This is a genomic window from Hyphobacterium indicum (genome assembly GCF_003129605.1).
Classification (GTDB): Bacteria; Pseudomonadota; Alphaproteobacteria; order Caulobacterales; family Maricaulaceae; genus Hyphobacterium; species Hyphobacterium indicum.
On sequence record NZ_QBDX01000001.1, the window covers coordinates 88,494 to 110,259 of the forward strand.

The following is a 21,766-nucleotide window of genomic DNA, read 5'->3' on the forward strand; positions in this document are numbered from 1 at the left end:
CATCGGCATTTCCGGTGTGGCGCTCATCCTCTTTGCCTATTTCTGGCAGCAGACGCGCGGCGTACGCGACGATGACTGGCGCCATCCTGTCATCAACGGCATCGGCGCGGTGCTCTTGCTGGTTTCGCTGGTCTACAAGCCCAATCCGGCGTCCATATTGATCGAATTCTGCTGGTTCGCGATCAGCATCATCGGGCTGGTCCGCGCCCTCCGGAACCGTCAGCGCGCAAAGCGCGCAAAAGCCGCGGCCACGTCTTCATAGACGCTGCGCTTCCAGCCAATGATCAGCGGCGGGACGTTTTCCAGCTTTTCCCAGCGCCATTCCGCGAATTCCTGCGGCGGGACAGCCGTCAGATCGAAATCCGCATCACGCCCGGTATAGCGGAAGGCAAACCAGCGCTGTTTCTGGCCTTTCCACTTGTAGCGTTTCTGGTCCGGCCGCGGCGGCAGGCCGGGCGGAAAATCATAGGCCAGCCAGTGATCGATGGATCCCAGCAATACGAGCTGGTCCGAGCGGGCACCGGTTTCCTCGAAAGCCTCGCGGCGGGCCGCGGCCTCGGCATCCTCACCCGCATCCATTCCGCCTTGTGGAAATTGCCAGATATGCGGGCCGTCGACATCCGCGCGGCGGCCGATCCAGACGAGTCCGTCCGCATTGAACATGACGACGCCGGCATTGGCCCGGTGTTGCGGATAGGGATCGCCCATCAGTGAGCGGAAGTGGCGGAGGCTGCCGATCCGCTGCGTTCCGCCTGCTGCCGCGCCATCACGGCAGACGGCGGGGCCAGCGCATAACCGCGCGCCTCGAGGCCTTCCGCCCAACGAGCAACCTGGTCCACAGTCGAGCGATAGGCAAACCCGGCCCCGACGGACGAACCGTTCTGCAGGGCGAGGGCTTCCAGCGTCAGCAAACGGTCGTCAATGGCAGTCGGTGACGGATCCTCATCCAGCACCCGGTCGGCAATTCCCCACCTTGCCCCGGCATTGCCGCCCGCGGCTTCAATCGTCGACCGGCGGCCCGTCCCGTCATGCAGGAAGGAGACGCCGCGTTCCTCAAGTGTCGCCATCAGATGGCCCAGCGCGGGTTCCGACGTCGAGAATCGGGCGCCGAGATAGTTGGTCATGGCGAAATAGCCGGTCGCCTGGCTCATCAGCCAGTAGAGACGGCGTGAATTTTCCGAATTGGGCGCATCCGCCAGCAGGGTGTGCGGACCCGGATCATTATTGGGATAATCAAACGGCTCCATCGGCACCTCGACCAGAACTTCATGTCCGGCAGCACGGGCACGGTCGATCCAGCTTTGCAGATCACGGGCATAGGGCGCAAAACTCAGCGCCACTTCCGGCGGCAGTTCGTCAATGGCCGATTCGGTTACCGCGCGGTTCAGCCCCATACCGCCAATCACCACCGCGATCATCGGTGTGTTGGGGTCACCGTCCCATGGACGGGCATAGGCCTGATCCGGGCGTGTTCCATCCGGACCGATAGCGGGCAGGGGGCCGGACGGTCCCGGCGTGGTCAGACCTGCCAGCGGTGCCGCGACAAGCGCATCCGGATCGGTTTGGCGGGCATGCTCGGCTTCGGCCTGCGCCGGGTCGGATCCCTGTCCAGCCGGAGCCTGGAAAGTTTCCGGCACACCGGACAGTGTCGGTTCAATATCGGTGTCGGGTTCGGTGAATTCGACCGGGCGGCGTGTTTCCACGGTCTGGACGGCTTCCGGCGGCGGCGCGGGCAGAGGCGCAAGTGCCTGGCGTGCGACCGGCGGGCGTCCGGCCGGATCGCCCAGAAAGGCAATCATCAGCGCACCGATGCCGAACAACAGTGCCGCGCCGAGCCCGGCGAGCGCCGGTGCCCTGAATGCCTGTGTCGCGCGTAGTGGTGTACTGCTCATCTTCACCCGGCAAATCAGCCTGCCAGCCCGACCGAATCACACGGCCGGGCCTTTGTCTGATTGCTGCCCGCTTGCGGGTAAGAAAGGGTTAAGACGGAGGCCGGAAATCCGTGACTACTGCAGCGCGGCCTGTTCGCGGGTCGAGAGGCTGGCCAGGATTTCCAGCGCGCGTTCGAGCTGGAAATCATCGCCTTCATAATCTTCCGGCGGCATCTCGATGGCCGCAATATTCTCGGCTTCGCGCTGGGCCCCGTCTTCATTCTGCAAGGCACCGTCCAGTGCCGACTCGCTGTAGCCTTCCGCGCCTTCCTCGATCCGCCGGAAAGCCACCAGCCAGTCCGGAATGATACCGGTCGCCTGGATGGAGCGGCCCGAAGGCGTGTAATAGCGCCCGGTGGTCAGACGCAGCCCGCCATCCCGGCCGCCCCGCAGCGGAATCAGCGTCTGGACCGATCCCTTGCCGAAGCTGGTCCGGCCGACCAGCGTGGCCCGTTGCCGGTCCTGCAGGGCACCGGCAACGATTTCCGATGCACTGGCAGAGCCTTCATTGATCAGAACGACGATGGGCGCGCCATTGATCATGTCGCCCGGCCGGGCATTGAAGCGCTGGTTTTCGGCCGGATTGCGATAGCGCGTGGTCACGATCTCGCCGCCATCAAGGAAAGTATCGGTCACGCCAACGGCCTGATCCAGAAGCCCGCCCGGATTGAACCGCAAATCCACCACGACGCCCGGGATGGTGCCGTCAAAAGCGTCCCGCATCTCGGCAATCGCTTCGTGCAGGGTTTCCGTGGTGTGCTCGTTGAAACCGGCAATCCGCAGATATCCATAACCGTCTTCCTCACGCCAGGCGACGGTCCGCAGCGGAATGATTTCGCGAACCAGATTCAGATCGAAATTGTCCTCGCCTTCACGGGCAATGGTGATGGTCACCGGCTCACCGACCGGGCCGCGCATCAGATCAACCGCTTCATCGGTCGAAAACCCGACAATGGAGGAACCGTCAACGGCTATGATCTGGTCGCCCGGCAGCAGCCCGGCACGTCCGGCGGGTGTATCCTCATAGGGCGAGACAATGGTGATAAGGTCATCGCGCAAGGTGATCTCCATTCCGAGACCGCCATATTCACCCCGGGTCGAGACCTGCATGTCCTGAAAACTGTCCGGCGACAGATAGGAAGAGTGCGGATCAAGGCTTTCCAGCATGCCCTCAATGGCGGCTTCGATCAGCGCCGCATCGTCCACATCGGTGACATAATCTGACTCAATCCGGGACAGGACATCGCCAAACAATTCCAGCTGGCGATAGGTGTCCTCGCGCGAATTGTCGAAACCTTCGGCGGATACGGCGAGCGCCCCGGCGCCCAGCGCAAAAGCGATAGCTGCAGCAATGAAATTCAAACGCATGATCTAACGAGTCCTTTTTTCTCGCCCGCACTATCCAGACCGCGATCTGACCCTTAACCAGGGCTCGGGGTCAACCGCTGTTTCTCCGCGCCGTATCTCCAGATACAAATCCGGTGCCATTTCGCCGCCGGCCGGCATCTCGCCCACTGGCTCGCCGGCCAGAACCGACTGGCCCGCCTGGGCATACACGGAAGCCAGCCCGGCCAGAACAATATAGTAGTCATCGCCCGTACTCAGGATCAATAGTCCGTTATATGTATTAAATGAACCGGCATATTCAACGCGCGCGTCGAACGGGGCGACCACCTGCCCGCCGGCGCGGGCACGGATCCGGATGCCTTCCAGCGGTTCGCCATTCTCGTCAGCCTGCCGGAAACGCAGGACAACAGGCCCTTCCACAGGCGGCCGCAGCTCGCCCCGGCTGTCGGCAAACCGCAAGGTTTCGATCGGGGCCATTGCCGCCCGCGCAGCCACCAGCCCGTCCTCGGGCCGAAGCGCCGGAGCAGGTATATCGTCGCTCCGGATCAGACGTCTTGGATTAAAGCGGGGTGAAATTTCTGTCATGCCCCGGACCGTTTCCAGCAATTGCCTTAGACTGCGGGCCTGCGCGCCAGCTGTTGCGGCAACATCCGCCAGGCGCTCGGCCTCACCCCGGCGGCGGGCTTCCAGCTCCCGGCGTTCGGCCAGCAACCGGTTGATCTCGGCCTGACGGGCATCCAGCTCGGCTTCCGTGGACGCAAGATCCAGACGCTCGGCTTCGGCCGCCTCGCGGACACTGCGCAGGTTTTCCAGCTCTGCGGCCAGAGCCTCCGCGCGCGCCTGTAATTCCGGTGTGATGGCCGCCAGAAGGCTCGCGGCGCGCGCGGCTTCCTCGGCATCGCCCGGAGCGGCCGCCAGTGCGGGCGGTGTGCCGCGTTCAATTCTTTGCAGGGCCGCAAGAACATCGATCAGGGCTTCACGGTCCGAGAGGAGCCGGTCCAGGATGACGGCTTCCTCGGCGGCCAGGCCGGCAATCCGGCGCTCGATTTCCAGCGCGGTCTGCTCGCTCGCTGACACGCGCCCGGCGGCGCTGACCAATCGCGTCTGCAGATCGACAATCTCGGCGGCGAGGGCTTCGGCTTCCCGGCGTGCCGCAGCGGCGCGCTCTGCCGCCTCGTTTTCTTCCTGTTCCAGGCGTTCGATTTCAGCCGGATCCGGCACGGACGGATCGCTCACCGTCTGCAAGACCAGAATGAGCGCGGAAAGCCACATGACATCAATCCCGGTGATAGGGCGATCCGGACAGGATGGAGACCGCCCGGTAGAGCTGCTCGGCGAGCATGGCGCGCACCAGCATGTGCGGCCACACCGCTTTGCCGAAGGATAACATCATGTCCGGCTTGCCAAAGGCATTAACGTCCAGCCCGTCGGCGCCGCCGATGATGAAGCAGGCCTCCCGCATCCCGTCATCGCGCCAGCGGGCGAGCGCATCGGCCAGATCACGTGAGCCCAGCGCTTTTCCGCGTTCATCCAGCAGGCACAGGGCGGCCCCCTCGGGGATTTGTGCCGCCAGGACAGCGGATTCGGCCGATGATGACCGGAACGGTTTGGGGTCGATCTCCGATTCCACAAGCGGTCCGAGCGCGATCTGGGGCCCGCTGGCACGGATCCGCTCGGCATAACGCTGGATCAGCTCGCGTTCCGGTCCGGACTTCAGCCGCCCGGATGCGATGATCCGCAATTGCATGCCGGATCAGCCTTCCGGTTTATCCGGTGAATCCACCGACCACATGCGCTCCAGATTGTAGAATGTGCGCACTTCCGGCCGGAAAACATGCACGACCACATCGCCGGCATCGATCAGCACCCAGTCGGCCGTGGCCAGACCCTCGGCCCGGGCACGTCCATGGCCGGCTTCCTTCAGCGCCCGCAGGATATGATCGGCGATGGCGCCGACATGCCGGTGCGAACGGCCGGAGGCAATGATCATGAAGTCGGTGACCGATGATTTTCCACGCAGGTCGATGGAAATGATATCTTCCGCCTTGTCGTCCTCCAGAAGCCCGATGATCAGGCTTTCCAGATCTTCTCCGGCGGCGTCCTCATCCTTGAGGATTACCGGGGCGGTCTCGGCGGACTTGGCCGTCCGGTCGGTTTGCGTGGTCAGTGGTCTGCTCCTGCTTAAAGGTCAACGGCTTTCAGCCTAGCACAGACTTCACGCGCGTTCGAGCCAGTAGAGTGTGAAATAGCCGCGCGCATCACTCCAGTCCTGTTTCACGGCCAGACCGGCGCTGGCAGCGAGGGCCGTGAAGCGCGGAATGGTGAATTTGTGCGAGTTTTCCGTATGTATGGTCTCGCCTTCCTTCATCCGGAAAACCTGTCCCGAAACGGTGAACTCAATGTCGCGCCGCGCGGCCAGATGCATTTCCACCCGCGACAGATCGGCATTCCACACAGCCTGGTGCTCGAAAGCCCCGACATCGATTGTGCCGTCCAGCTCGCGATTGATGCGGGTCAGAAGATTGAGATTGAAAGCCGCTGTGACGCCATGCGTGTCATCATAGGCATTTTCCAGAATCTCCGCGGATTTCACCCGGTCCGCACCGATCAGCAGCGCATCGCCCGGGCGCAGCCAGCCGCGCAGCGTTTCCAGCAGGGCTTTTGCGCCGCCGGGCTCGAAATTGCCGATCGTGGAGCCGGGGAAGAAGATCAGGCGTTTCCCGTCCGGGATCGGCAGATCATCCAGGGCCACCGGCTGGGTGAAGTCAGCGCACACAGCGCCCACTTCAAGCCCGTCAAACCGCCCGGCAAGGTCTTCACAGGCGGTAATCAGATGGTCTTTTGATATATCGAGGCCGATATAGGCGGCGGGATGATCCAGCGCCGACAACAGCTTGTCGATCTTCACGCTGGAGCCCGATCCCGGCTCGATCACGACGGCACCGCTGCCCGCCTTTTCCGCGATTTCATCCGCGATGGCGTCCAGAATGCCCAACTCGGTCCGCGTGACATAGTAGTCTTCGGTATCGGTAATGTCATCGAACAGCGCCGACCCCCTCGCATCGTAGAAATGCTTGGGCGGGATGGATTTCTGTGGCTTTGACAGCCCGTCCAGCACATCTTCGCGGAATCGGGAGCGGGGCGGATGCAGGTCCTTGAAAAAGGACAGCGTGCCAGCTGGGCTTGGCGTCGTCATGAATGGGCTCGATTGGTGACCGGCAGACAGGGGCTAGCTCTCGCGCAGGCGCGACGAGGCTTCACTATGTAGAGGTTCTGTCAGATAGGTCCACCCCGGAACCGGCCTGCATCCGATTAGCTTGGCGTGAGTTTCCGTGATCCGTTGCGGTGCCATTTCCCGTGCCGCAGGAGCCAGCCGCGCCCGGATGGGGTCTTGCGGACGGGCAATCACGGCAATCGGCGTCCTGGCGGCAATATCGCGCCAGCGCCGCCAGCGGTGAAACTGTTTCAGATTGTCTGCTCCCATGATCCACACAAAGCGCACCCGCGGATGGCGCGTCTGCAGGACATCCAGCAGTTCGGCCGTGGTCCGGACACCGGTGCGCTGTTCAATGTCGCTGATCACCATGCGCGGTCCGGCGGCCGCGTCCTGGACGCTGATAAAGCGGCGCAGAAAATCGCCCGCCCTGCGGGACTTCAATGGATTCTGTGGCGAAACAATCCACCAGACGCGATCAAGCCGCAATTGTTTCAACGCCGTCCGCGCGACGTGCAGATGACCGGAATGAACCGGATCGAAACTGCCGCCGAACAGGCCGACCGTCATGCCCGGAACCAGCGCCTCGCTCTTCAGCGGCGTGGCCGTGCGGCCGCGCCGGATGGCACCCGCAAACCGGACCGGGCGGGACCGCCGGCTCACGGTGTCCAGTTCTCCTGCACGCCGTCCCCGGTTTCGGCTTGCGCCTCTTTCTCTTCACTCCGGGCGGCCTTGATCTGCTCCCACACGGCAAACAGGGCTTCGCGCATGCCCTTGTTGCTGGCGGCGGACAGCACCATGACCGGTTTTCCGCAGGCCGCTTCCAGCGCGGCTTTCTTGTCATCGACCTCGGCGGGATCAATCGCGTCCAGCTTGGACAGGGCCACGATTTCCGGCTTGTCGGCCAGACCGGCTCCATAGGCCTCCAGCTCATGTCGTACGGTGCGATAGGCGGCGGCAACATCCTCCTGCGTGCCATCCACCAGATGCAGCAGGGTGGCACAGCGTTCGACATGGCCGAGGAAGCGGTCGCCAATCCCGGCGCCTTCATGGGCGCCCTCGATCAGGCCCGGAATATCGGCAATGATGAAGCGCGCATCGGCGGCCAGATCAACCACGCCCAGATGCGGGTGCAGCGTGGTGAAGGGATAGGCGGCAATTTTCGGATGCGCGCGGCTGACTGCCGACAAGAAGGTGGATTTCCCCGCATTCGGCAAGCCGACCAGGCCGGCATCGGCAATCAATTTCAGCCGCAGCCAGATCCAGCGCTCGACACCGGGTTCACCCGTTTGCGCGTGCTTGGGCGCCTGATTGGTCGAGGATTTGAAAAACGCATTGCCCTTGCCGCCGCGTCCACCTTCCATCAGCAGGACGCGTTCGCCCGGCTGGGTCAGATCCAGCAGCACGGTTTCGCGATCCTCGTCGAGGATTTGCGTGCCCACTGGCAGTTTCAGAACGATATCCTCTCCCGCGCCGCCGGTGCGGTTGGAGCCGGATCCGCTTTCGCCCTTGGCGGCCTTGAAATGCTGTTGATAGCGGTAGTCGATCAGCGTGTTGAGCCCTTCCACGGCTTCCGCCCAGACATCGCCGCCCTTGCCGCCATCGCCGCCATCGGGGCCGCCAAACTCGATATACTTCTCGCGCCGGAAGCCGACGGCGCCGTTTCCGCCATCGCCGGATTTGATGAAGATTTTGGCCTGATCAAGAAATTTCATAATTCGCCGTCTTTGCGTTTCGCGCCTCTATACGCGCTATTGCCCCAAATAGCAGCCACCGCACTGAAAATCCGTGCCCGGACACGATTTTTCTTGCCTCCGGCCTGTCCGGGCCAAAAACTTGGTGTGTCGCGGCGCAATTCCAATGGATCGGGCCGGATACTTTCTGTCTCCTGACGCCACGGAGAAACGGACACAATGGCACGAAAACCCCGCAGCAAGAAAAGTGAAGCCTTGGAAATCCGCGTCTCCCATGAAGAAAAGCAAGCCTTCATGGACGCGGTTTCAACGCGGGGAACCACCGCCAGCACCGTTCTCAGAGAGGCCATGGACCTGTTTGTCAGGAATGGCCGGATCAGAAGGAGAAACATCATGATCACCTCAACCCTGATTGCCGTATCGGCCGGCGCTCTGGTCCTGCAGGGCAGTCCGGACGGCGAAACGCAGACCCTCACCGGCATCCCCGAATTCACCGAAATGGATACGGATGGAAACCGTCTTGTTTCGATTGATGAGTTCAGGGCGCATCGCGGCACCGCCCGCGACGCCTTGTCCGGGGCCAATGGGGCCGGTGCGTTCGGTTCGGCTGCCGGTGTTTTGCTGGCCCGGTACAGTGGTTCCGTTCCGCCCGAGTTCGGGCGGATGGCACGTGAAACGCCAGAACAAATCGAGGCCGATTGCTGGGCCGCCATGAATGAAACCTGGCAGCAGAAAACCACGGCGGATCATTCGGCCATGGACGCGGATGGCGATGGCTTTGTCTCCGTCGCAGAATTCAGCGACCGGGCGACAGCGCAGCTTCGCCGGGTATTCAACCGGCTCGACAGGGATGCAAGTGGCTCGCTCGATGCCAACGAAGTCATTCCTGTCAATGAACCGGACGCCGGCGAAACCGATCCGGCGCCTGCGCGAAACCTGCCCGATCACGTCACCATCTGCTTCGGTGAGGCACCTGTCTACGAGACGCCCACGATTTCGGCTGAGCAGATCCAGCGGGGAAGCGCGGCGATGATGACCTTCCTGGATCTGGACGGCGATGGCGCTGTCAGCTGGCAGGAATACCGCACATCAATGGATGTGAACCTGTCCAGATAGACCGTGTACCGACACGAAAACGCTTGCAGAATTTTCGTGCAGACCAAAAAGTCGGGGTGTCACGACGCGATTTGCCTGGATCGCCGACGCGGCACCCCGTTCTTCTGTCTGGCGGATGATATCTGGCGATGGCACGAAAACCCCGAATCAAACGATCCGAAACCATGGATATCCGTGTCTCTCACGAAGAGAAGCGGGCTTTCATGGAAGCGGTCAAACGTCGGGGTGTTTCTGCCAGCACAATGATCCGCGAAGCTATGGCGCATTTTGCGCAAGCCGAACTGGACTGGAGAGAGCGAATGAAGCGACGACTAATTGCCGGCGGAACTGTATTGGCCATTGCCGCTGGATCTGTGGGCGCATGGGAGATAATGCGCCGCGGCGATTTTGGCACCGCCCATGCCGAAGGTGTGACCTCCAGCTTCCAGATGCGGATAGGCGTCGATGACGCTGGCGTTGAACGGGTGTTTCGCTCGAACACGCAAATCGTAATTCTGCCTGGCGAATCCAGCGTCTTTGAGTTCGACCTTCGATCCCCTCAAATGCTGGCAGCATTGCTCGCAGACGGGACGGTGATTACCGGCGGTCTTCTTTCGGTGGGTGTATCGCTGGATGAGGTGCCTGAGTCTGACGACTTCATGTATTCGATCAATGTTTCTGTCATCGATCAGGATGGAAACGTCCATGCAACGCCCATCAACCCCCGAATTGCGACCCGGATTGATGCCGCCGCATCAGTTGAATCGAGATTTGGTACGGATGCAGAAATCATCATCAATCTCATTCCATTGTCGGTTGAGCACTAGACCTCCAGCGCCATGTCCAGACTTGTCGCATAGGCGAGCCGGCCCATGCAGAACAGGCGGGTTGTGCAGCCGGTATAGGTAAAGCCCAGCTTTTCCAGAACCCGGCCCGATGCCGGATTGTCCTCGAAATGCCCGGCCGTGATCCGTTGCGGCGCAAGATCGGATGATGCGGCCCGGATCAGCCCGCCCGCGGCCTCGGTGGCAAACCCCCGGCCCTGCATTTCCGGTCCGACCCAATAGCCGATTTCCCAGTCGGTCGCGGCCGGGTTTCGCTTGAACACGCCGCTCGCTCCGACCAATGCGTCCGATGACCGGTCCGTGATGGCATAGACGTAACTGGCCTTGCCGCCAGAACTGGCCCGGACAGTCAATATATAGAGCTCTGCCGCCAGCAGCGGGTAGGGGTCGGGAATACGCGCCGTATTGCGGGCAATACTGCCATCGCGGCAATGATGGGTGATCGCCGGGGCATCTGTTATCTCCAGCGGCCGCAAGATCAGCCTGCCGGTTTCGATCCTGTCCCTCATGGGTCGGTCTCCGGTGGGGAATGAAAAAGGGGAGGCGGAACCCGCCTCCCCTGAATTCATGTCCAGCCACCGGTTCCGCCTGTTGGTGAGGCGGTCCGGGTCTGTCCGTCCGCCCTATTTGATCTCTTCAGCCGCGACGACCGAGCAGAACATCTTGCCGCCGGCTTTCTTGGCAAAAGCGACGCGGCCTTCGGTCAGCGCGAACAGGGTGTGATCCTTGCCCATGCCGACATTGTCGCCCGGATAGAATTTGGTGCCGCGCTGGCGCACGATGATGTTGCCCGGAATGACCGCCTGGCCACCGGATTTCTTGACGCCCAGGCGCCGGCCTTCAGAGTCGCGCCCGTTACGGGATGAACCGCCTGCTTTTTTATGTGCCATGGATTAGTCCTCCGACTTCTTCGCGGTTTTCTTTGCCGCGGTGGATTTCTTCGGGGCAGCCTTCTTGGCAGCCGGCTTCTTGTCAGCAGCCGGCTTGGCGGCCGCTTTCTTCGGTGCGGCCTTTTTCGCGGCTGGCTTGGCATCGGCCGCAGGTGCGGCGTCGGCAGCAGCAGCTTTCTTCGGCGCGGCGGCTTTCTTCGCGGCCGGCTTGTCGCCCGGTGCGAGGATTTCCGAGATGCGCAGCTTCGAGAACCACTGGCGATGTCCGGCCTTACGGCGGTAATTCTGACGGCGGCGCTTCTTGAAGACGATGATCTTCTTGCCCCGGCCATTCTCGACCAGCTCGGCCACGACGGAAGCGCCGGTCACCAGCGGTGCGCCGACGGTCACGCCCTTGTCACCGCCCAGCATCAGCACGTTCTCGAGAACGATGCTGTCACCGGCTTCACCTTCAATTTTTTCGACAGAGATCTCGTCGCCGGGAGCGACGGTATACTGCTTGCCGCCAGTCTGGATGACTGCGAACATGGTTTTTCCTTTCTGCAACAGGACTTTGCGCCTGCTCTTTTTCTTCCCCGCCTGTCCCGGCGGGCGTTGTTAACCGGCCTGAGGCCGCAATGAGCGCGGGACATACCCTTTCCGGACGGCCAATGTCAACGCGGAACGCGCATGGTTGCGCGCTATTTCCAGTTCGGTCTCTTGATTTTCGCAAACCGGTCGGCCAAAAGGCCTGTCCCCGCGGAGAGGTGCCAGAGTGGTCGAATGGGGCGGTCTCGAAAACCGTTGAGCGCGCAAGCGTTCCGAGGGTTCGAATCCCTCTCTCTCCGCCACCCATTTTCCCATCACTGAAATTGCCCTGCCGCCAATTCGCGGAAGACCGGCCAATCGCATTGGCCCAGTGGCGGCAGGTTGCCGCCTGAGCGGACAAAATCCGGCCGAGCCGGAACTGTTTCGCTTTCGCCTGAAACGACGTCCGGTAAAGCGCCTTCGAATGAGATGGGCAGAGCAAGCCAGCGGCTTGGTGGCAAGTTTATTCCTCGCTGCCGTTACGGGGCGGACTTACACGGGAATGACCATTTTCTGATCCTGATCCGGGGCGTCGATTTGAAGATGATTGTCTGCCAGGACGAGGACATTTTCTGACCCGATAATGTCGCTTCGCGTCTTGTAGCCGATCACTTCCTCTACGGCCATGTCGATATGGCGTGCCATCAGCATCACCTCCTCGGATGAAAAATTCGTCAGACCGCGCGCGACTTCTCTGCCGTCCTCGTCATAGACGTGAAGCACATCGCCCTTTGTGAAACTGCCCTGGATCGAAAGCACGTCCTGCCGGCCAATGCCGCATTCACCCGCCGCCACTGAAGTTGCCACGGCATTCGGAATGACCAGGGTTCCCGCGACTTGCAGGCGGTTGCCCAGCCAGATCTGAAGCGGGGAGGCCGTTTTGCCCGTGACCAGGCAGCGCGTATGGCGCCGCTCATTGTTCAGGAGAGATGAGACTGGCCGCTCAATGATCCCATTCGCGATGAGGGTCTCGACACCCGCATGCTGAGCCATGTTGGCGGCCTGCATCTTGGTCAGCATTCCACCGCTGCCGAGTTCACTGATGCCGGTCGTCGACTCCAGATGTGAACTGACATCCTCGACTTCGTGAATGAATTCGGCATCGGCCTCCGAGGGGTCGCGGTCATAGAGACCGTCGACACTCGTCAGAATGATCAGCAGATCAGCCTCGACCATCTGGGCGACCTTTGCCGACAGACGGTCATTGTCACCGACGCGCAGATCGTGTGTCGCAATAGAGTCATTCTCATTGATGACTGGAAGGATGCCGCTCTCGAACAAGCGCGTCATCGTGTTCTTGATGTTCAGGAAGCGGCGGCGCACCTCCATATCCTCGGCGGTCACCAGAATCTGGGCGACATCCATATTGTGTTCGGACGCAATCTGCCGGTAGGCATTCATTAATAGCGGCTGGCCGCAGGCGGCCGCGGCCTGTTTGTCGAGAATACCTGCCTCATCGGGCCGTTTCCCGACCATGTTCAATCCCAGGGCGACCGAACCGGATGAGGTCAGAATGATATCGTAACCGTCCTTCTGAAGCTGGGCGAAGTCGCTCATCAACCCGTTCATGAAGGCGTAGCGCAGGGTGAGGTTCTCACTGTGTGCCAGCAGGCTCGATCCGATCTTCACGACGATTTTTTTTCTCTTATGCATTGTGATTACCTCGGTCTGCCGGCCAATTTCGGAAAGAATGGCGATCAATTGCGCCCTGCAGCGCAGCCGGTGAACTATGATCTTACATAGACGGATCGCCCGTATATCACGTGTCGGGCCCGGGAATTCAACATGGTGTCGGCATGCGCCGTGCCCGGCAGGCACGGTTATTCAGCGGGATTGACCCTGGTCCGGGTGCCAGTCCGGGGATCAAAGTGCTCGCCGCGCACACATGCGCGTCAAGGTTTAGCCGGCCTGCTCGGGCGGTGTGACCGGGTGAAACGATGTTGCTGCAGCATTGAATTGCGCAGAACGCCTACCCATTTACCGAAGCGTATATAGCCGCCGCCGGACGACCGTCCTGCGAACTGCAAAATCGAAATTGGGCGTTGGTGCTGCCCGTCACCGCCAGCCAGAGCCCATTCCAGGCCCCCGTTTTGGCGATCAGCGAATTCCGGCCGGTCCATAGCCGTGATGTGGCCAGACCGCGGGACGTTGCCGCTTCCATCGAAATGCAAGGACGAAGACATGAATGATATGAGCCCACACACATCCCAGTCCGAGATCGACGCGTTGGTGTCCGCCCTTGGCCGGCGGGCTCAGGCGGCCGCCGAGGAATTGGCCGTGGCCTCTATCGAGCAGCGCAATGGGGCGCTGACGCAAACCGCAGCCGCTTTACGGGCGCGTACCGCCGAGATTCTCGCCGCCAATGCGCAGGATGTCGAAAGTGTCAGGAATAGCGGTAAGGATGCGGCCTTTGTCGACCGTTTGACGCTGACCGCAGAACGCGTCGCGGGCATGGCCGATGCGCTTGATGCCATCGCAGGCCAGGACGACCCGCTTGGCCGGACGCTGGCGCATTTCGACCGCCCCAATGGCCTCAGCATTGACCGCGTCAGTGTTCCGATTGGCGTCATCGCCATGATCTATGAGTCCCGGCCCAATGTCGGTTCGGATGCCGGTGGCTTATGCATCAAGTCCGGCAATGCCGTGATCCTGCGGGGCGGATCGGAAAGCCTGAATTCGTCGCGTGTCATCGTTGATTGCCTGAAAGCCGGACTGAAAGCTGCGGGCCTGCCTGAAGATGCCGTACAGATGGTCGACACCCGTGATCGCGAAGCCGTCAGATGCCTTCTGCACAGCACCGACTATGTCAATCTCGCCATCCCGCGGGGTGGACGCGGCCTGGTGTCCCTCGTCCAGCGCGAAGCCCGTGTGCCGACGCTTCTGCACCTGGACGGAAACAATCACACCTATGTCCATGAATCGGCCGATCCCGCGATGGCCGCCGGGCTTGTACAGAATGCCAAAATGCGCCGGACGGGTATTTGCGGGGCGACAGAATGTGTGGTGATTGACGCTGCCATCGCCGAACGGGTCCTGCCGATGATTGCCGCCTCACTGGGCGATTGCGAGTTGCGCGGAGATGAGGCGGCGCGCCGCATCCTTCCCGATATCGCACCGGCCTCGACAGAAGATTGGGATACCGAATATCTGAGCAATATCCTGTCGATCAGGGTGGTCGAGGGGTTACAGGACGGGATTGCATTCGTGCAGTCCCACTCCTCGGGACATACCGATGCCATCGTGGCCGCCGACCCGGATGCAGCACAGAAATTCATGACCCGGATCGATTCGGCTGTCGTCATGCACAATGCTTCGACCCAATTCTCGGACGGGGGCGAATTCGGCATGGGCGCTGAAATCGGTATTGCGACAGGCAAGATGCACGCCCGCGGTCCGGTGGGGGCCGAGCAGTTGACGAGTTTCAAATACCTCGTGCATGGCAATGGACAGCAAAGACCCTGAGCCACGAGATGGTACGCTTCAGGTGGAGCCGGCTCTTTGCCCTTGTCGGCCACCCCCGGCCGGGCTTCATGGCCGGACAAAAATCGGGGTGAACAGAGGCTGCTTGGCGCTCGTCAGACGTCACGCCACTTACCCTCGCGAAAGTGTTCTCCCGATCCGGCTGCGGCCGGATTTTTGTTGTTTTCGGCGGATATGCGGATGGGGCTGAGCACAGGCCCGACCGCCATGAGGGCAGGAAATAGCCGCTCAGGCGCGATATTCTCCGAAATCATGTCTGCGTCAGCTTGGTGAATCTCCTGTCAGGCTCTGAACTTACGTTATTTCTAGACCGCTTAACCTGAACACTCCGACGCCAGTTGCGCTCGGATAGGCGGGAGCCGCCAGGAGGCATGACGGGCAGAGGCGCCAGGAAAGTGCCGGAACTGCCACCGTGCGAACGGTGGATCGACCGGCGCTACCGTTTCAGGATCGCAGCGAAGCGCTGGCGGTAGCGGGCTGGGGTGATGCCCACGCGCCGCTTGAAGAGGCGGCGGAAGAAGTTCGGATCCTCGTATCCCGCCTCGACGGCGACCAACTCGATCGGGGTTCGCGTCGTCTCGAGCAGATGCTTGGCCTCCTCGATTCGCAGTGTCTGCACGTATTCCATCGGCGAATAGCCCGTCGCGGCGCGAAACCTGCGGATGAAGGTCCGCTCCGAGAGCCCCGAGCGCTCCACCATGTGGGCGACCGGGTTCGTCAGATGGTAATTGTCGGCGATCCAAGTCTGGATCTCCGCCACTACGCCGTCGTCGTGTCTTCGCGGCTTCCTTGCACCGGCGAAAGGCAGCTGACCCTCCGAGTGGTCTCCAAGAAGAAAGATCTTCGCGATGCGGATCGCCTCGGCCGGCGTTGTGAGCCGTGCCACGAGGTAAAGCGCCAGTTCTTCCCAGGCCGTCGCCCCGCCGGCCGTAACAATCTGGTCGCCGGGCCCATCGGCGACGAGGATTTTCTGCGGCGCGAGCCGAACGCCCGGATAGCGGGTTCGCATGAAGTCCACCGTGGACCAGTGCGTCGTGGCCTCGAGTCCGTCGAGCAGCCCCGCTTCTGCAAGAACGGTCGTACCGGTGCAGACCGAACACAGGATAGCCCCGGCGGCGTGCCGCTCGCGCAGCCAGGCGATTTCCTTTTCCCAGATATCCGGCAGCGCTTCGGTGTCGGGAATGGCGATGTCGGTGACGATGACGACGTCGGCATCGTCGAGAAGGCTGTTCGGCGTGATCGCGAACCCGAGCGCACTCTGGATCGGCTTGAGGCTCCGCGCGACGAGGTGTGGCTCGAGATGCCGCGCGTCGGACGGTTCGCCGGTCAGCTCCTCCCATGTCCGCCCGACGGAGGCGAAGACCTCGTAGAGCCCGTAGAGCGCGGCGGGTGTGCTCTGCGGCAGGACGAGGATCGACACCCTCGGAGGCTTATCCTGAAACGGATCGGTCATGATTCATTTTGGCAGAATCGGTCCCTTTTTGTCGAGTCTCGCACTTATGCGATCCGCCTCCACAGCGTAGGGCAGCGTCATCGGGACAAGGAGAGAATCCGATGAACGACGTGACTACACTAAAGGATACAGCCGCTGCCGAGACCTTCGCCGAAGAGGTGTCCACCATCGTCAACCACGGCGCCATCGCCGTGATGATGTCGATCGGCCACCGGCTTGGACTTTTCGAGACCCTTGCGGGCCGGGCTCCTTCGACGAGCCAGGAGATCGCCGCCGAGGCCGGCCTCGCGGAACGCTATGTCCGCGAATGGCTCGCCGCCATGGTGACGGGCGGCATGGTCCGCTACGACGCCGTAACAGCCCGCTACCACCTGCCGGCAGAACACGCAGCCTGCCTCGTCCGGGGCGCGCCCTATGGCAACCTCGCGGTTTTCGCTCAGCACGTTGCGCTCCTCGGCCAGATGCAGGAAAGGGCGCTGACCCTTTTCGAGACCGGTGAGGGAACGCGTTACGACGACTATCCCTGTTTCCACCAGATCATGGCCGAAGACAGCGAGCAGTCGGTAGCCGCGGCGCTGATTGACAGCATCCTGCCGCTGGCTCCGGATCTGGAGGGTCGGCTGCGCGAAGGGATCGACGTCCTCGACGCCGGATGCGGTCGCGGGCTCGCCCTGATCGAACTCGCGCTCGCTTTCCCGGAAAGCCGCTTCGTTGGTATGGACCTCTGCGAGGACGCGATCGCGTTTGCGCGGCTCACAGCGCGGAATTCGGGCCTGGCCAATGTGACCTTCGAGGTGCGTGATCTGACCGGCTATTGCGAGCCCGACCGCTTCGATCTGATTGCCTCCTTCGACGCCGTCCACGACCAGAAGGATCCGGCGGCGTTGGTTCGCGGCTTGCGCAAGTCGCTCAAGCCCGGGGGCGTCTACCTGATGCAGGACATCGGTGGATCGGCGCGGCTGGAGAACAATCTCGATTTCCCGATGGCCTCGCTTCTCTATGCGGTCTCCTGCCTGCACTGCACGCCGGTTTCGCTTGGCCAGGGAGGGCTTGGCCTCGGGACGATGTGGGGCTGGGAGACGGCAGAAGCGACGTTGCGCGACGCCGGATTCGGTTCCGTCGAACGACATGTCCTGCCGCACGATCCGCTGAACGTCTGGTTCGTGTCGCGAGTCTGACAGGCCCGGCGACACTTCATGGACCATGACGGGGCTCACAGGGAAACACCGATGCCGATTTCACGCCTTCTCCGGTTCCGGCCCGGAACCGCATACCCTTTTGCGCGGCTTGTCCGCCTCCGCGCGGTCGGCTGGACGGTCGCGGTCTGGACCCCGTCGGGGTGGCTGGGGGCGCTGGGAGTCGAGCCTGCATTGTTCGACCGCCGCGATGGCTATGCCCGCGCGATGGCATTGACGCTTCTGCCCATGCTGGGGCCGGCGTCCTGTGAACCCGCCTCGTCGCGGCTCCGGTCGGTGTCGGGCTCGCAACGGCCGGCGGGCTTGGCGCAACAGGCTTGTGGATCGGTCTCGCCGCTGGCTCCGCGACAGTCTCGATCCTTACCATCTTTCATCTCCGGCGGGTTCTCCGTTATCAAAACCTCTGAAAGGAAACGATCATGTTCTCCAAGGCATTCACGCTGGCATATGCAGGGATCGCCTACGTCCTTGCGCTCGCAAACATCGTCTACATCGTAGGCTTTCTGGCCGATTTCGGTGTGCCGAAAGGCATAAACGACGGTGCACCGGGTGCGCTCTGGCCGTCGGTTGCGATGAACCTCGGGCTGATCTGGCTCTTCGGATTGCACCACTCGGCCACTGCACGACGCTGGTTCAAGGCGCGCTGGACACGCATCGTGCCGCCCTCGCTCGAGCGTGCAACCTATCTCTACATGACGTCCGTCGCCACAGGCGTACTCGTGATCTTCTGGCAGCCGATCCCGGTTACCGTTTGGCAGATCGAGAGCACCGCCGCCTATTGGGCGATCTGGGCGGCATACCTTAGCGTCTGGGGCATGATGTTTGCGGCCACGTTCCATTTCGGCCACTTCGGATTCTTCGGCCTAGCGCAGGCATGGACGAAGGTGATCGGCCGGGCCCCCACCGAGAGCTCTTTCTGCGCGCGCTGGCTCTACGGCATCGTACGTCACCCGATCAGCCTCGGCTGGATGCTCACACCCTGGCTCACACCCCATATGACCGTCGGACAGAGCGTCTTCGCCATCGGCACCACGTGCTACGTGCTCGTCGCAACTGTCTTCGAGGAGGCGGACCTCGTCGCCGAACTGGGTGACGTATATCTGAAGTACCGGACCCAGGTGCCCGCCTTCTTGCCCTGGCTGCGGCGCCAGCGAAAGACGGTTCACATCCCGGCCGCCCTCACGGACGACGAGTGACATGGCGGGCGGTGGCGCGACGTTGCCATGTGGCTTGCGCTGCCGCCCTTCAGACTCGAGGAGGCCATGTCATGAGAGATGTCAACCGGATGTGTGCGGACACGCCAGCCTGCCCCGCGACCGCGCCGCCTGACGAGACGATGCGCAACCGGCAGACATTCCCTTGAAATGATCCCAAGCCAATTCCGTGAATTCACAAAGCGGTCCGCCGCAGCCGCAGCGCATTGGTGATCACCGAGACCGATGACAGGCTCATCGCCGCTGCCGCGATCATCGGAGACAAGAGAAGTCCGGTGACGGGGTAGAGCAGTCCGGCTGCGATGGGGACGCCAAGCGCGTTGTAGGCGAAGGCGAAAAACAGGTTCTGCTTGATATTACGCAACGTCGCGCGGGCCAGCTTGCGCGCCCGGACGATGCCCATCAGGTCGCCGCCCAGCAGCGTTATTCCCGCGCTTTCCATGGCCACATCGGCCCCCGTTCCCATGGCGATGCCGACATCGGCGGCGGCCAGCGCCGGCGCATCATTGACCCCGTCACCCGCCATCGCGATCTTGTGGCCGTCGCGGCGCAGCTGGTCGATCAGATCCTTCTTGGCTTCGGGCAGGACACCCGCGCGCACCTCGTCAATGCCGAGCTGGGCGGCCACCGCCTTTGCCGTGCGTTCATTGTCCCCGGTTGCCATGATCACGCGCAGGCCCTGGGCATGCAATTCGCGGATGGCCTGCGCCGTCGAGTCCTTGATCGGGTCGGCGACCGCCACGATACCGGCGAGCTTGCCATCGACCGCGAGGAACATCGCTGTTTTACCCTCGGCGCGCAGGCGGTCGGCCTTTGCCTCGGCCGCGCCTGTATCCAGCCCCATCTCCTTCATCATCGCCGCATTGCCGAGCGCTGCCGCGCGCCCGCCGTGGAAGGTGAAATGGCCGCAAGGGTGGACGGTGGAGGGTTAGTTGCGACCTGCCGCCATGGATCCGCCATTGTTTTGCCGTTTTGCCTCGCTCGATGGACGATACTGGGGCGAATAATTTCCCTTATTCGAACCGGCACACGCTAACCGATGGGAAGTTTTGAATCCCGATCGGGCCGTGACGCGTGAGCTCGAATCTCGCTCTCACCGTGGGAGTAACTGCTTGCGCCCAGTTTTGCGTTTTGCAGGCTGTGAACCTATAATCCAAATTCAGTTACTTTGAGGTCGACACACTAAGGGTTGTGGTGAATGCCTAGGATTATGAGTGTTCTGGTTGTTGTCGGCTTGATGCTGGCTGCTCAAGCTGAGGTATATGCCGACAGCGCGCATGATGTCCCGCTAAACCGGGCTACTCCCCAGCAAATCCATGCCGATCTCGGCGTAGAAGCCTACCAGAATATGATCGCAGGCCTTGCCGATCAGGGATTGCAGCTTGCCTCGGCGAGCGCTTCGCGTGGTCCGAATGGAGTCCGCTTTTCGGCAATTGTCGAACCTGCCGAACCTGGACGCACATGGCTCGCGCGTCATGGTCAGACCCGCATACAAGCCTGGGCCTTCATTGACGAGTATGTCGGTCGCCAAGGCTGGAGCCTGAGAGCGCTGGACATTTATCGAACGGTAGACGGCTTCCGGTATATCGTAATTGTCGAAGACCGGCCTAGAAGAGGTCCATACCAATCCCCCCAACTCGCAGTAAGCGGCACGGACTGGCAGTCATTTTTTAATGAACGTGTGGCAAACGGTCAGTACCCGAAATTGGTTTCCATGGCGTCTGATGAGCAAGGTCGGCTAGTTGTTTCCTCCTATTTTGCGGCGGCGCCCAGCCTTGAGTTTCTCGCTTGGCAAGGGCGAACCCAACGGCAGATTATTCGGGATCACCAGCGGGCTGCGCGCCGTGGCTACAACCCGATATCCTTTAATAGCTACCCGGCTGCCAACGGACGCGCTGCATTCTCTGCAGTGTGGACGACTGCTGCTCCGGCTGCCGACATCTTGTTAAACATTCGTGCAGACAGATTGGAATTGATCTTGGCAGAATTGCAGAGCCAAGGCCGTCGCATTTTGAACATTAGCGCGGCCTCAGACAGCCGGGGACAAACACTCTTCAGCCTGCATGTCGCCCGTGGCGCGAACAACTCCCCTCTAAATCCCGATGGGGCTGAGTTTCCGATCTCGACCCATACGAGTGGGTCTAGCGCTGGCCCGAGTGCGACCACGCGCGCAATCCCGGGTTCGGGCGGGCGCGCGCGCGATTTCAGTGGCGGGTTTAGCGGAGGCAACCGCGTTGTCCCGAGTGGTGGTAGCGATGGGTCCGCCGGCGGCGGAGGAGGTGGTAATGCTGGCAGCGTAGGCTCGGGAGGCGGTGACGAGAATGGCGGAGGCGATGATGGAGCAATTCCGGGCCGAGCGGTGCAGCCTGGCGAACCGGTTTGGTGTAATTATTACACGTTTGGTGGATCCCACGTGGATGTAACAATTCGGTCGCCGGGAGACAGTCCGCTATTATCACGAAATTGGGGCGTTTCGTATTGCGACGATGAGCTACATCGAAGCGAAGTTGACCGGGGCCGCCGCGCAGAAGACCATGCACTCGGCATTCGTGTCCCGTGGGCACAAGCTACCAATGTGTCCGAGGCGGCCACGTGTTTGCGAAATCACAGACGGAACTGGATCTGGGAAGCGTCAGATGATCCGGATACGCGACGCGTTTGGGAACAAGTCGCCGGTTCTATCTGGGATGGTGTTGACGCTGATGCCTGCGAAGCCTGTGGTAATATGATCGCTATCGCTGGCATGAATTACTGCCGTCATTATGGATTTGATACCCGCTAAAGCTTGGGAGCGGCAGGCGCTGACTTGTATGGACGATGTCCGTTAGGCGAGTATTGAC

Annotated in this window: 22 protein-coding genes, 1 tRNA gene and 1 pseudogene; 8 read left to right on the plus strand and 16 right to left on the minus strand. The window is 61.7% G+C overall.

The genetic code is table 11. The features are described 5' to 3' along the window. The first annotated feature begins 1 nt into the window (after position 1). Complete coding sequence (locus tag DBR16_RS00455; protein ID WP_456077606.1) at positions 2 to 262, plus strand: CBU_0592 family membrane protein; 261 nt, start codon at positions 2 to 4, stop codon at positions 260 to 262. Here DBR16_RS00455 and DBR16_RS00460 read toward each other — a convergent pair. The 10 genes from DBR16_RS00460 to DBR16_RS13935 all read right to left on the minus strand — a co-directional run bounded on the left by DBR16_RS00460 (position 220) and on the right by DBR16_RS13935 (position 8,581). Then, positions 220 to 708 carry an RNA pyrophosphohydrolase gene (locus DBR16_RS00460; protein ID WP_109259281.1) on the minus strand — a complete coding sequence of 163 codons (489 nt, stop codon included), beginning with the start codon at positions 706 to 708 and terminating at the stop codon, positions 220 to 222. The two genes, DBR16_RS00455 and DBR16_RS00460, sit on opposite strands and share 43 nt — an antisense overlap. Next, entirely contained in the window at positions 708 to 1,892 is a 1,185-nt protein-coding gene (locus DBR16_RS00465; RefSeq protein WP_109259282.1) for a divergent polysaccharide deacetylase family protein, read from the minus strand. The genes DBR16_RS00460 and DBR16_RS00465 overlap by 1 nt, the downstream gene beginning before the upstream one ends. Before the next feature lie 114 nt (positions 1,893 to 2,006). Then, on the minus strand, positions 2,007 to 3,299 hold the full coding sequence (locus tag DBR16_RS00470; RefSeq protein ID WP_109259283.1) for a S41 family peptidase: 1,293 nt from the start codon (positions 3,297 to 3,299) through the stop codon (positions 2,007 to 2,009). A 30-nt stretch (positions 3,300 to 3,329) separates the two neighbouring features. Beyond that, the gene (locus DBR16_RS00475; protein ID WP_109259284.1) at positions 3,330 to 4,550 is read right to left on the minus strand and encodes a murein hydrolase activator EnvC family protein; all 1,221 of its coding nucleotides are present in this window, start codon (positions 4,548 to 4,550) and stop codon (positions 3,330 to 3,332) included. A 4-nt stretch (positions 4,551 to 4,554) separates the two neighbouring features. Further along, positions 4,555 to 5,025 (minus strand): 23S rRNA (pseudouridine(1915)-N(3))-methyltransferase RlmH, encoded by a 471-nt coding sequence (gene rlmH / locus DBR16_RS00480; protein WP_109259285.1) that lies wholly within the window; start codon positions 5,023 to 5,025, stop codon positions 4,555 to 4,557. 6 nt (positions 5,026 to 5,031) lie between these two features. Next, positions 5,032 to 5,394 (minus strand): ribosome silencing factor, encoded by a 363-nt coding sequence (gene rsfS, locus DBR16_RS00485; RefSeq protein ID WP_170108320.1) that lies wholly within the window; start codon positions 5,392 to 5,394, stop codon positions 5,032 to 5,034. Positions 5,395 to 5,493: 99 nt separating this feature from the next. After that, positions 5,494 to 6,474: an L-histidine N(alpha)-methyltransferase gene (gene egtD, locus DBR16_RS00490; RefSeq protein ID WP_109259287.1), complete on the minus strand. Its 981-nt coding sequence runs from the start codon at positions 6,472 to 6,474 to the stop codon at positions 5,494 to 5,496. 33 nt (positions 6,475 to 6,507) lie between these two features. After that, the gene (locus DBR16_RS00495; RefSeq protein ID WP_233347469.1) at positions 6,508 to 7,155 is read right to left on the minus strand and encodes a nicotinate-nucleotide adenylyltransferase; all 648 of its coding nucleotides are present in this window, start codon (positions 7,153 to 7,155) and stop codon (positions 6,508 to 6,510) included. Beyond that, positions 7,152 to 8,207: a GTPase ObgE gene (gene obgE, locus DBR16_RS00500; RefSeq protein ID WP_109259288.1), complete on the minus strand. Its 1,056-nt coding sequence runs from the start codon at positions 8,205 to 8,207 to the stop codon at positions 7,152 to 7,154. Before obgE ends, DBR16_RS00495 begins: the two co-directional genes overlap by 4 nt. Next, a complete protein-coding gene (locus tag DBR16_RS13935) occupies positions 8,204 to 8,581 on the minus strand; it encodes a hypothetical protein (protein WP_161539338.1) in 378 nt (125 codons plus the stop codon). The genes obgE and DBR16_RS13935 overlap by 4 nt, the downstream gene beginning before the upstream one ends. Here DBR16_RS13935 and DBR16_RS00505 point away from each other — a divergent pair. Both DBR16_RS00505 and DBR16_RS00510 read left to right on the plus strand, forming a co-directional pair. Continuing rightward, a complete protein-coding gene (locus DBR16_RS00505) occupies positions 8,580 to 9,302 on the plus strand; it encodes an EF-hand domain-containing protein (RefSeq protein ID WP_161539339.1) in 723 nt (240 codons plus the stop codon). The two genes, DBR16_RS13935 and DBR16_RS00505, sit on opposite strands and share 2 nt — an antisense overlap. A 164-nt stretch (positions 9,303 to 9,466) precedes the next feature. Then, on the plus strand, positions 9,467 to 10,108 hold the full coding sequence (locus DBR16_RS00510) for a hypothetical protein (RefSeq protein WP_109259290.1): 642 nt from the start codon (positions 9,467 to 9,469) through the stop codon (positions 10,106 to 10,108). Here the strand turns inward: DBR16_RS00510 and DBR16_RS00515 are convergent. The 3 genes from DBR16_RS00515 to rplU form a co-directional block, all read right to left on the minus strand. Beyond that, positions 10,105 to 10,635 (minus strand): GNAT family N-acetyltransferase, encoded by a 531-nt coding sequence (locus DBR16_RS00515; protein WP_161539340.1) that lies wholly within the window; start codon positions 10,633 to 10,635, stop codon positions 10,105 to 10,107. The genes DBR16_RS00510 and DBR16_RS00515 overlap by 4 nt on opposite strands. Before the next feature lie 114 nt (positions 10,636 to 10,749). After that, positions 10,750 to 11,016 carry a 50S ribosomal protein L27 gene (gene rpmA / locus DBR16_RS00520; protein ID WP_109259292.1) on the minus strand — a complete coding sequence of 89 codons (267 nt, stop codon included), beginning with the start codon at positions 11,014 to 11,016 and terminating at the stop codon, positions 10,750 to 10,752. 3 nt (positions 11,017 to 11,019) lie between these two features. Continuing rightward, a complete protein-coding gene (gene rplU, locus DBR16_RS14160) occupies positions 11,020 to 11,544 on the minus strand; it encodes a 50S ribosomal protein L21 (protein ID WP_109259293.1) in 525 nt (174 codons plus the stop codon). Between the two features lie 212 nt (positions 11,545 to 11,756). On the opposite strand from rplU, the gene DBR16_RS00530 reads away from it, so the two are divergent. Next, positions 11,757 to 11,846 (plus strand) — tRNA-Ser (locus tag DBR16_RS00530). 229 nt (positions 11,847 to 12,075) lie between these two features. On the opposite strand, the gene proB is transcribed toward DBR16_RS00530, so the two are convergent. Beyond that, on the minus strand, positions 12,076 to 13,236 hold the full coding sequence (proB, locus tag DBR16_RS00540; protein ID WP_109259990.1) for a glutamate 5-kinase: 1,161 nt from the start codon (positions 13,234 to 13,236) through the stop codon (positions 12,076 to 12,078). A 528-nt stretch (positions 13,237 to 13,764) separates the two neighbouring features. Here proB and DBR16_RS00545 point away from each other — a divergent pair. Beyond that, on the plus strand, positions 13,765 to 15,045 hold the full coding sequence (locus tag DBR16_RS00545) for a glutamate-5-semialdehyde dehydrogenase (protein ID WP_109259295.1): 1,281 nt from the start codon (positions 13,765 to 13,767) through the stop codon (positions 15,043 to 15,045). Positions 15,046 to 15,499: 454 nt separating this feature from the next. On the opposite strand, the gene DBR16_RS00550 is transcribed toward DBR16_RS00545, so the two are convergent. Next, positions 15,500 to 16,516, minus strand: coding sequence for a GlxA family transcriptional regulator (locus DBR16_RS00550; protein WP_109259296.1), 1,017 nt, complete (start codon positions 16,514 to 16,516; stop codon positions 15,500 to 15,502). A gap of 101 nt (positions 16,517 to 16,617) precedes the next feature. On the opposite strand from DBR16_RS00550, the gene DBR16_RS00555 reads away from it, so the two are divergent. Next, positions 16,618 to 17,694, plus strand: coding sequence for a class I SAM-dependent methyltransferase (locus DBR16_RS00555; protein WP_109259297.1), 1,077 nt, complete (start codon positions 16,618 to 16,620; stop codon positions 17,692 to 17,694). Between the two features lie 437 nt (positions 17,695 to 18,131). Continuing rightward, entirely contained in the window at positions 18,132 to 18,908 is a 777-nt protein-coding gene (locus DBR16_RS00560; protein ID WP_109259298.1) for a methyltransferase family protein, read from the plus strand. Positions 18,909 to 19,101: 193 nt separating this feature from the next. On the opposite strand, the pseudogene DBR16_RS00565 reads toward DBR16_RS00560, so the two are convergent. Beyond that, positions 19,102 to 19,812 (minus strand): annotated as a pseudogene (locus DBR16_RS00565) (HAD-IC family P-type ATPase); the annotation flags it as partial. 324 nt (positions 19,813 to 20,136) lie between these two features. On the opposite strand from DBR16_RS00565, the gene DBR16_RS13810 reads away from it, so the two are divergent. Then, a complete protein-coding gene (locus DBR16_RS13810; RefSeq protein WP_125184468.1) occupies positions 20,137 to 21,708 on the plus strand; it encodes a hypothetical protein in 1,572 nt (523 codons plus the stop codon). Positions 21,709 to 21,766: the final 58 nt, after the last annotated feature.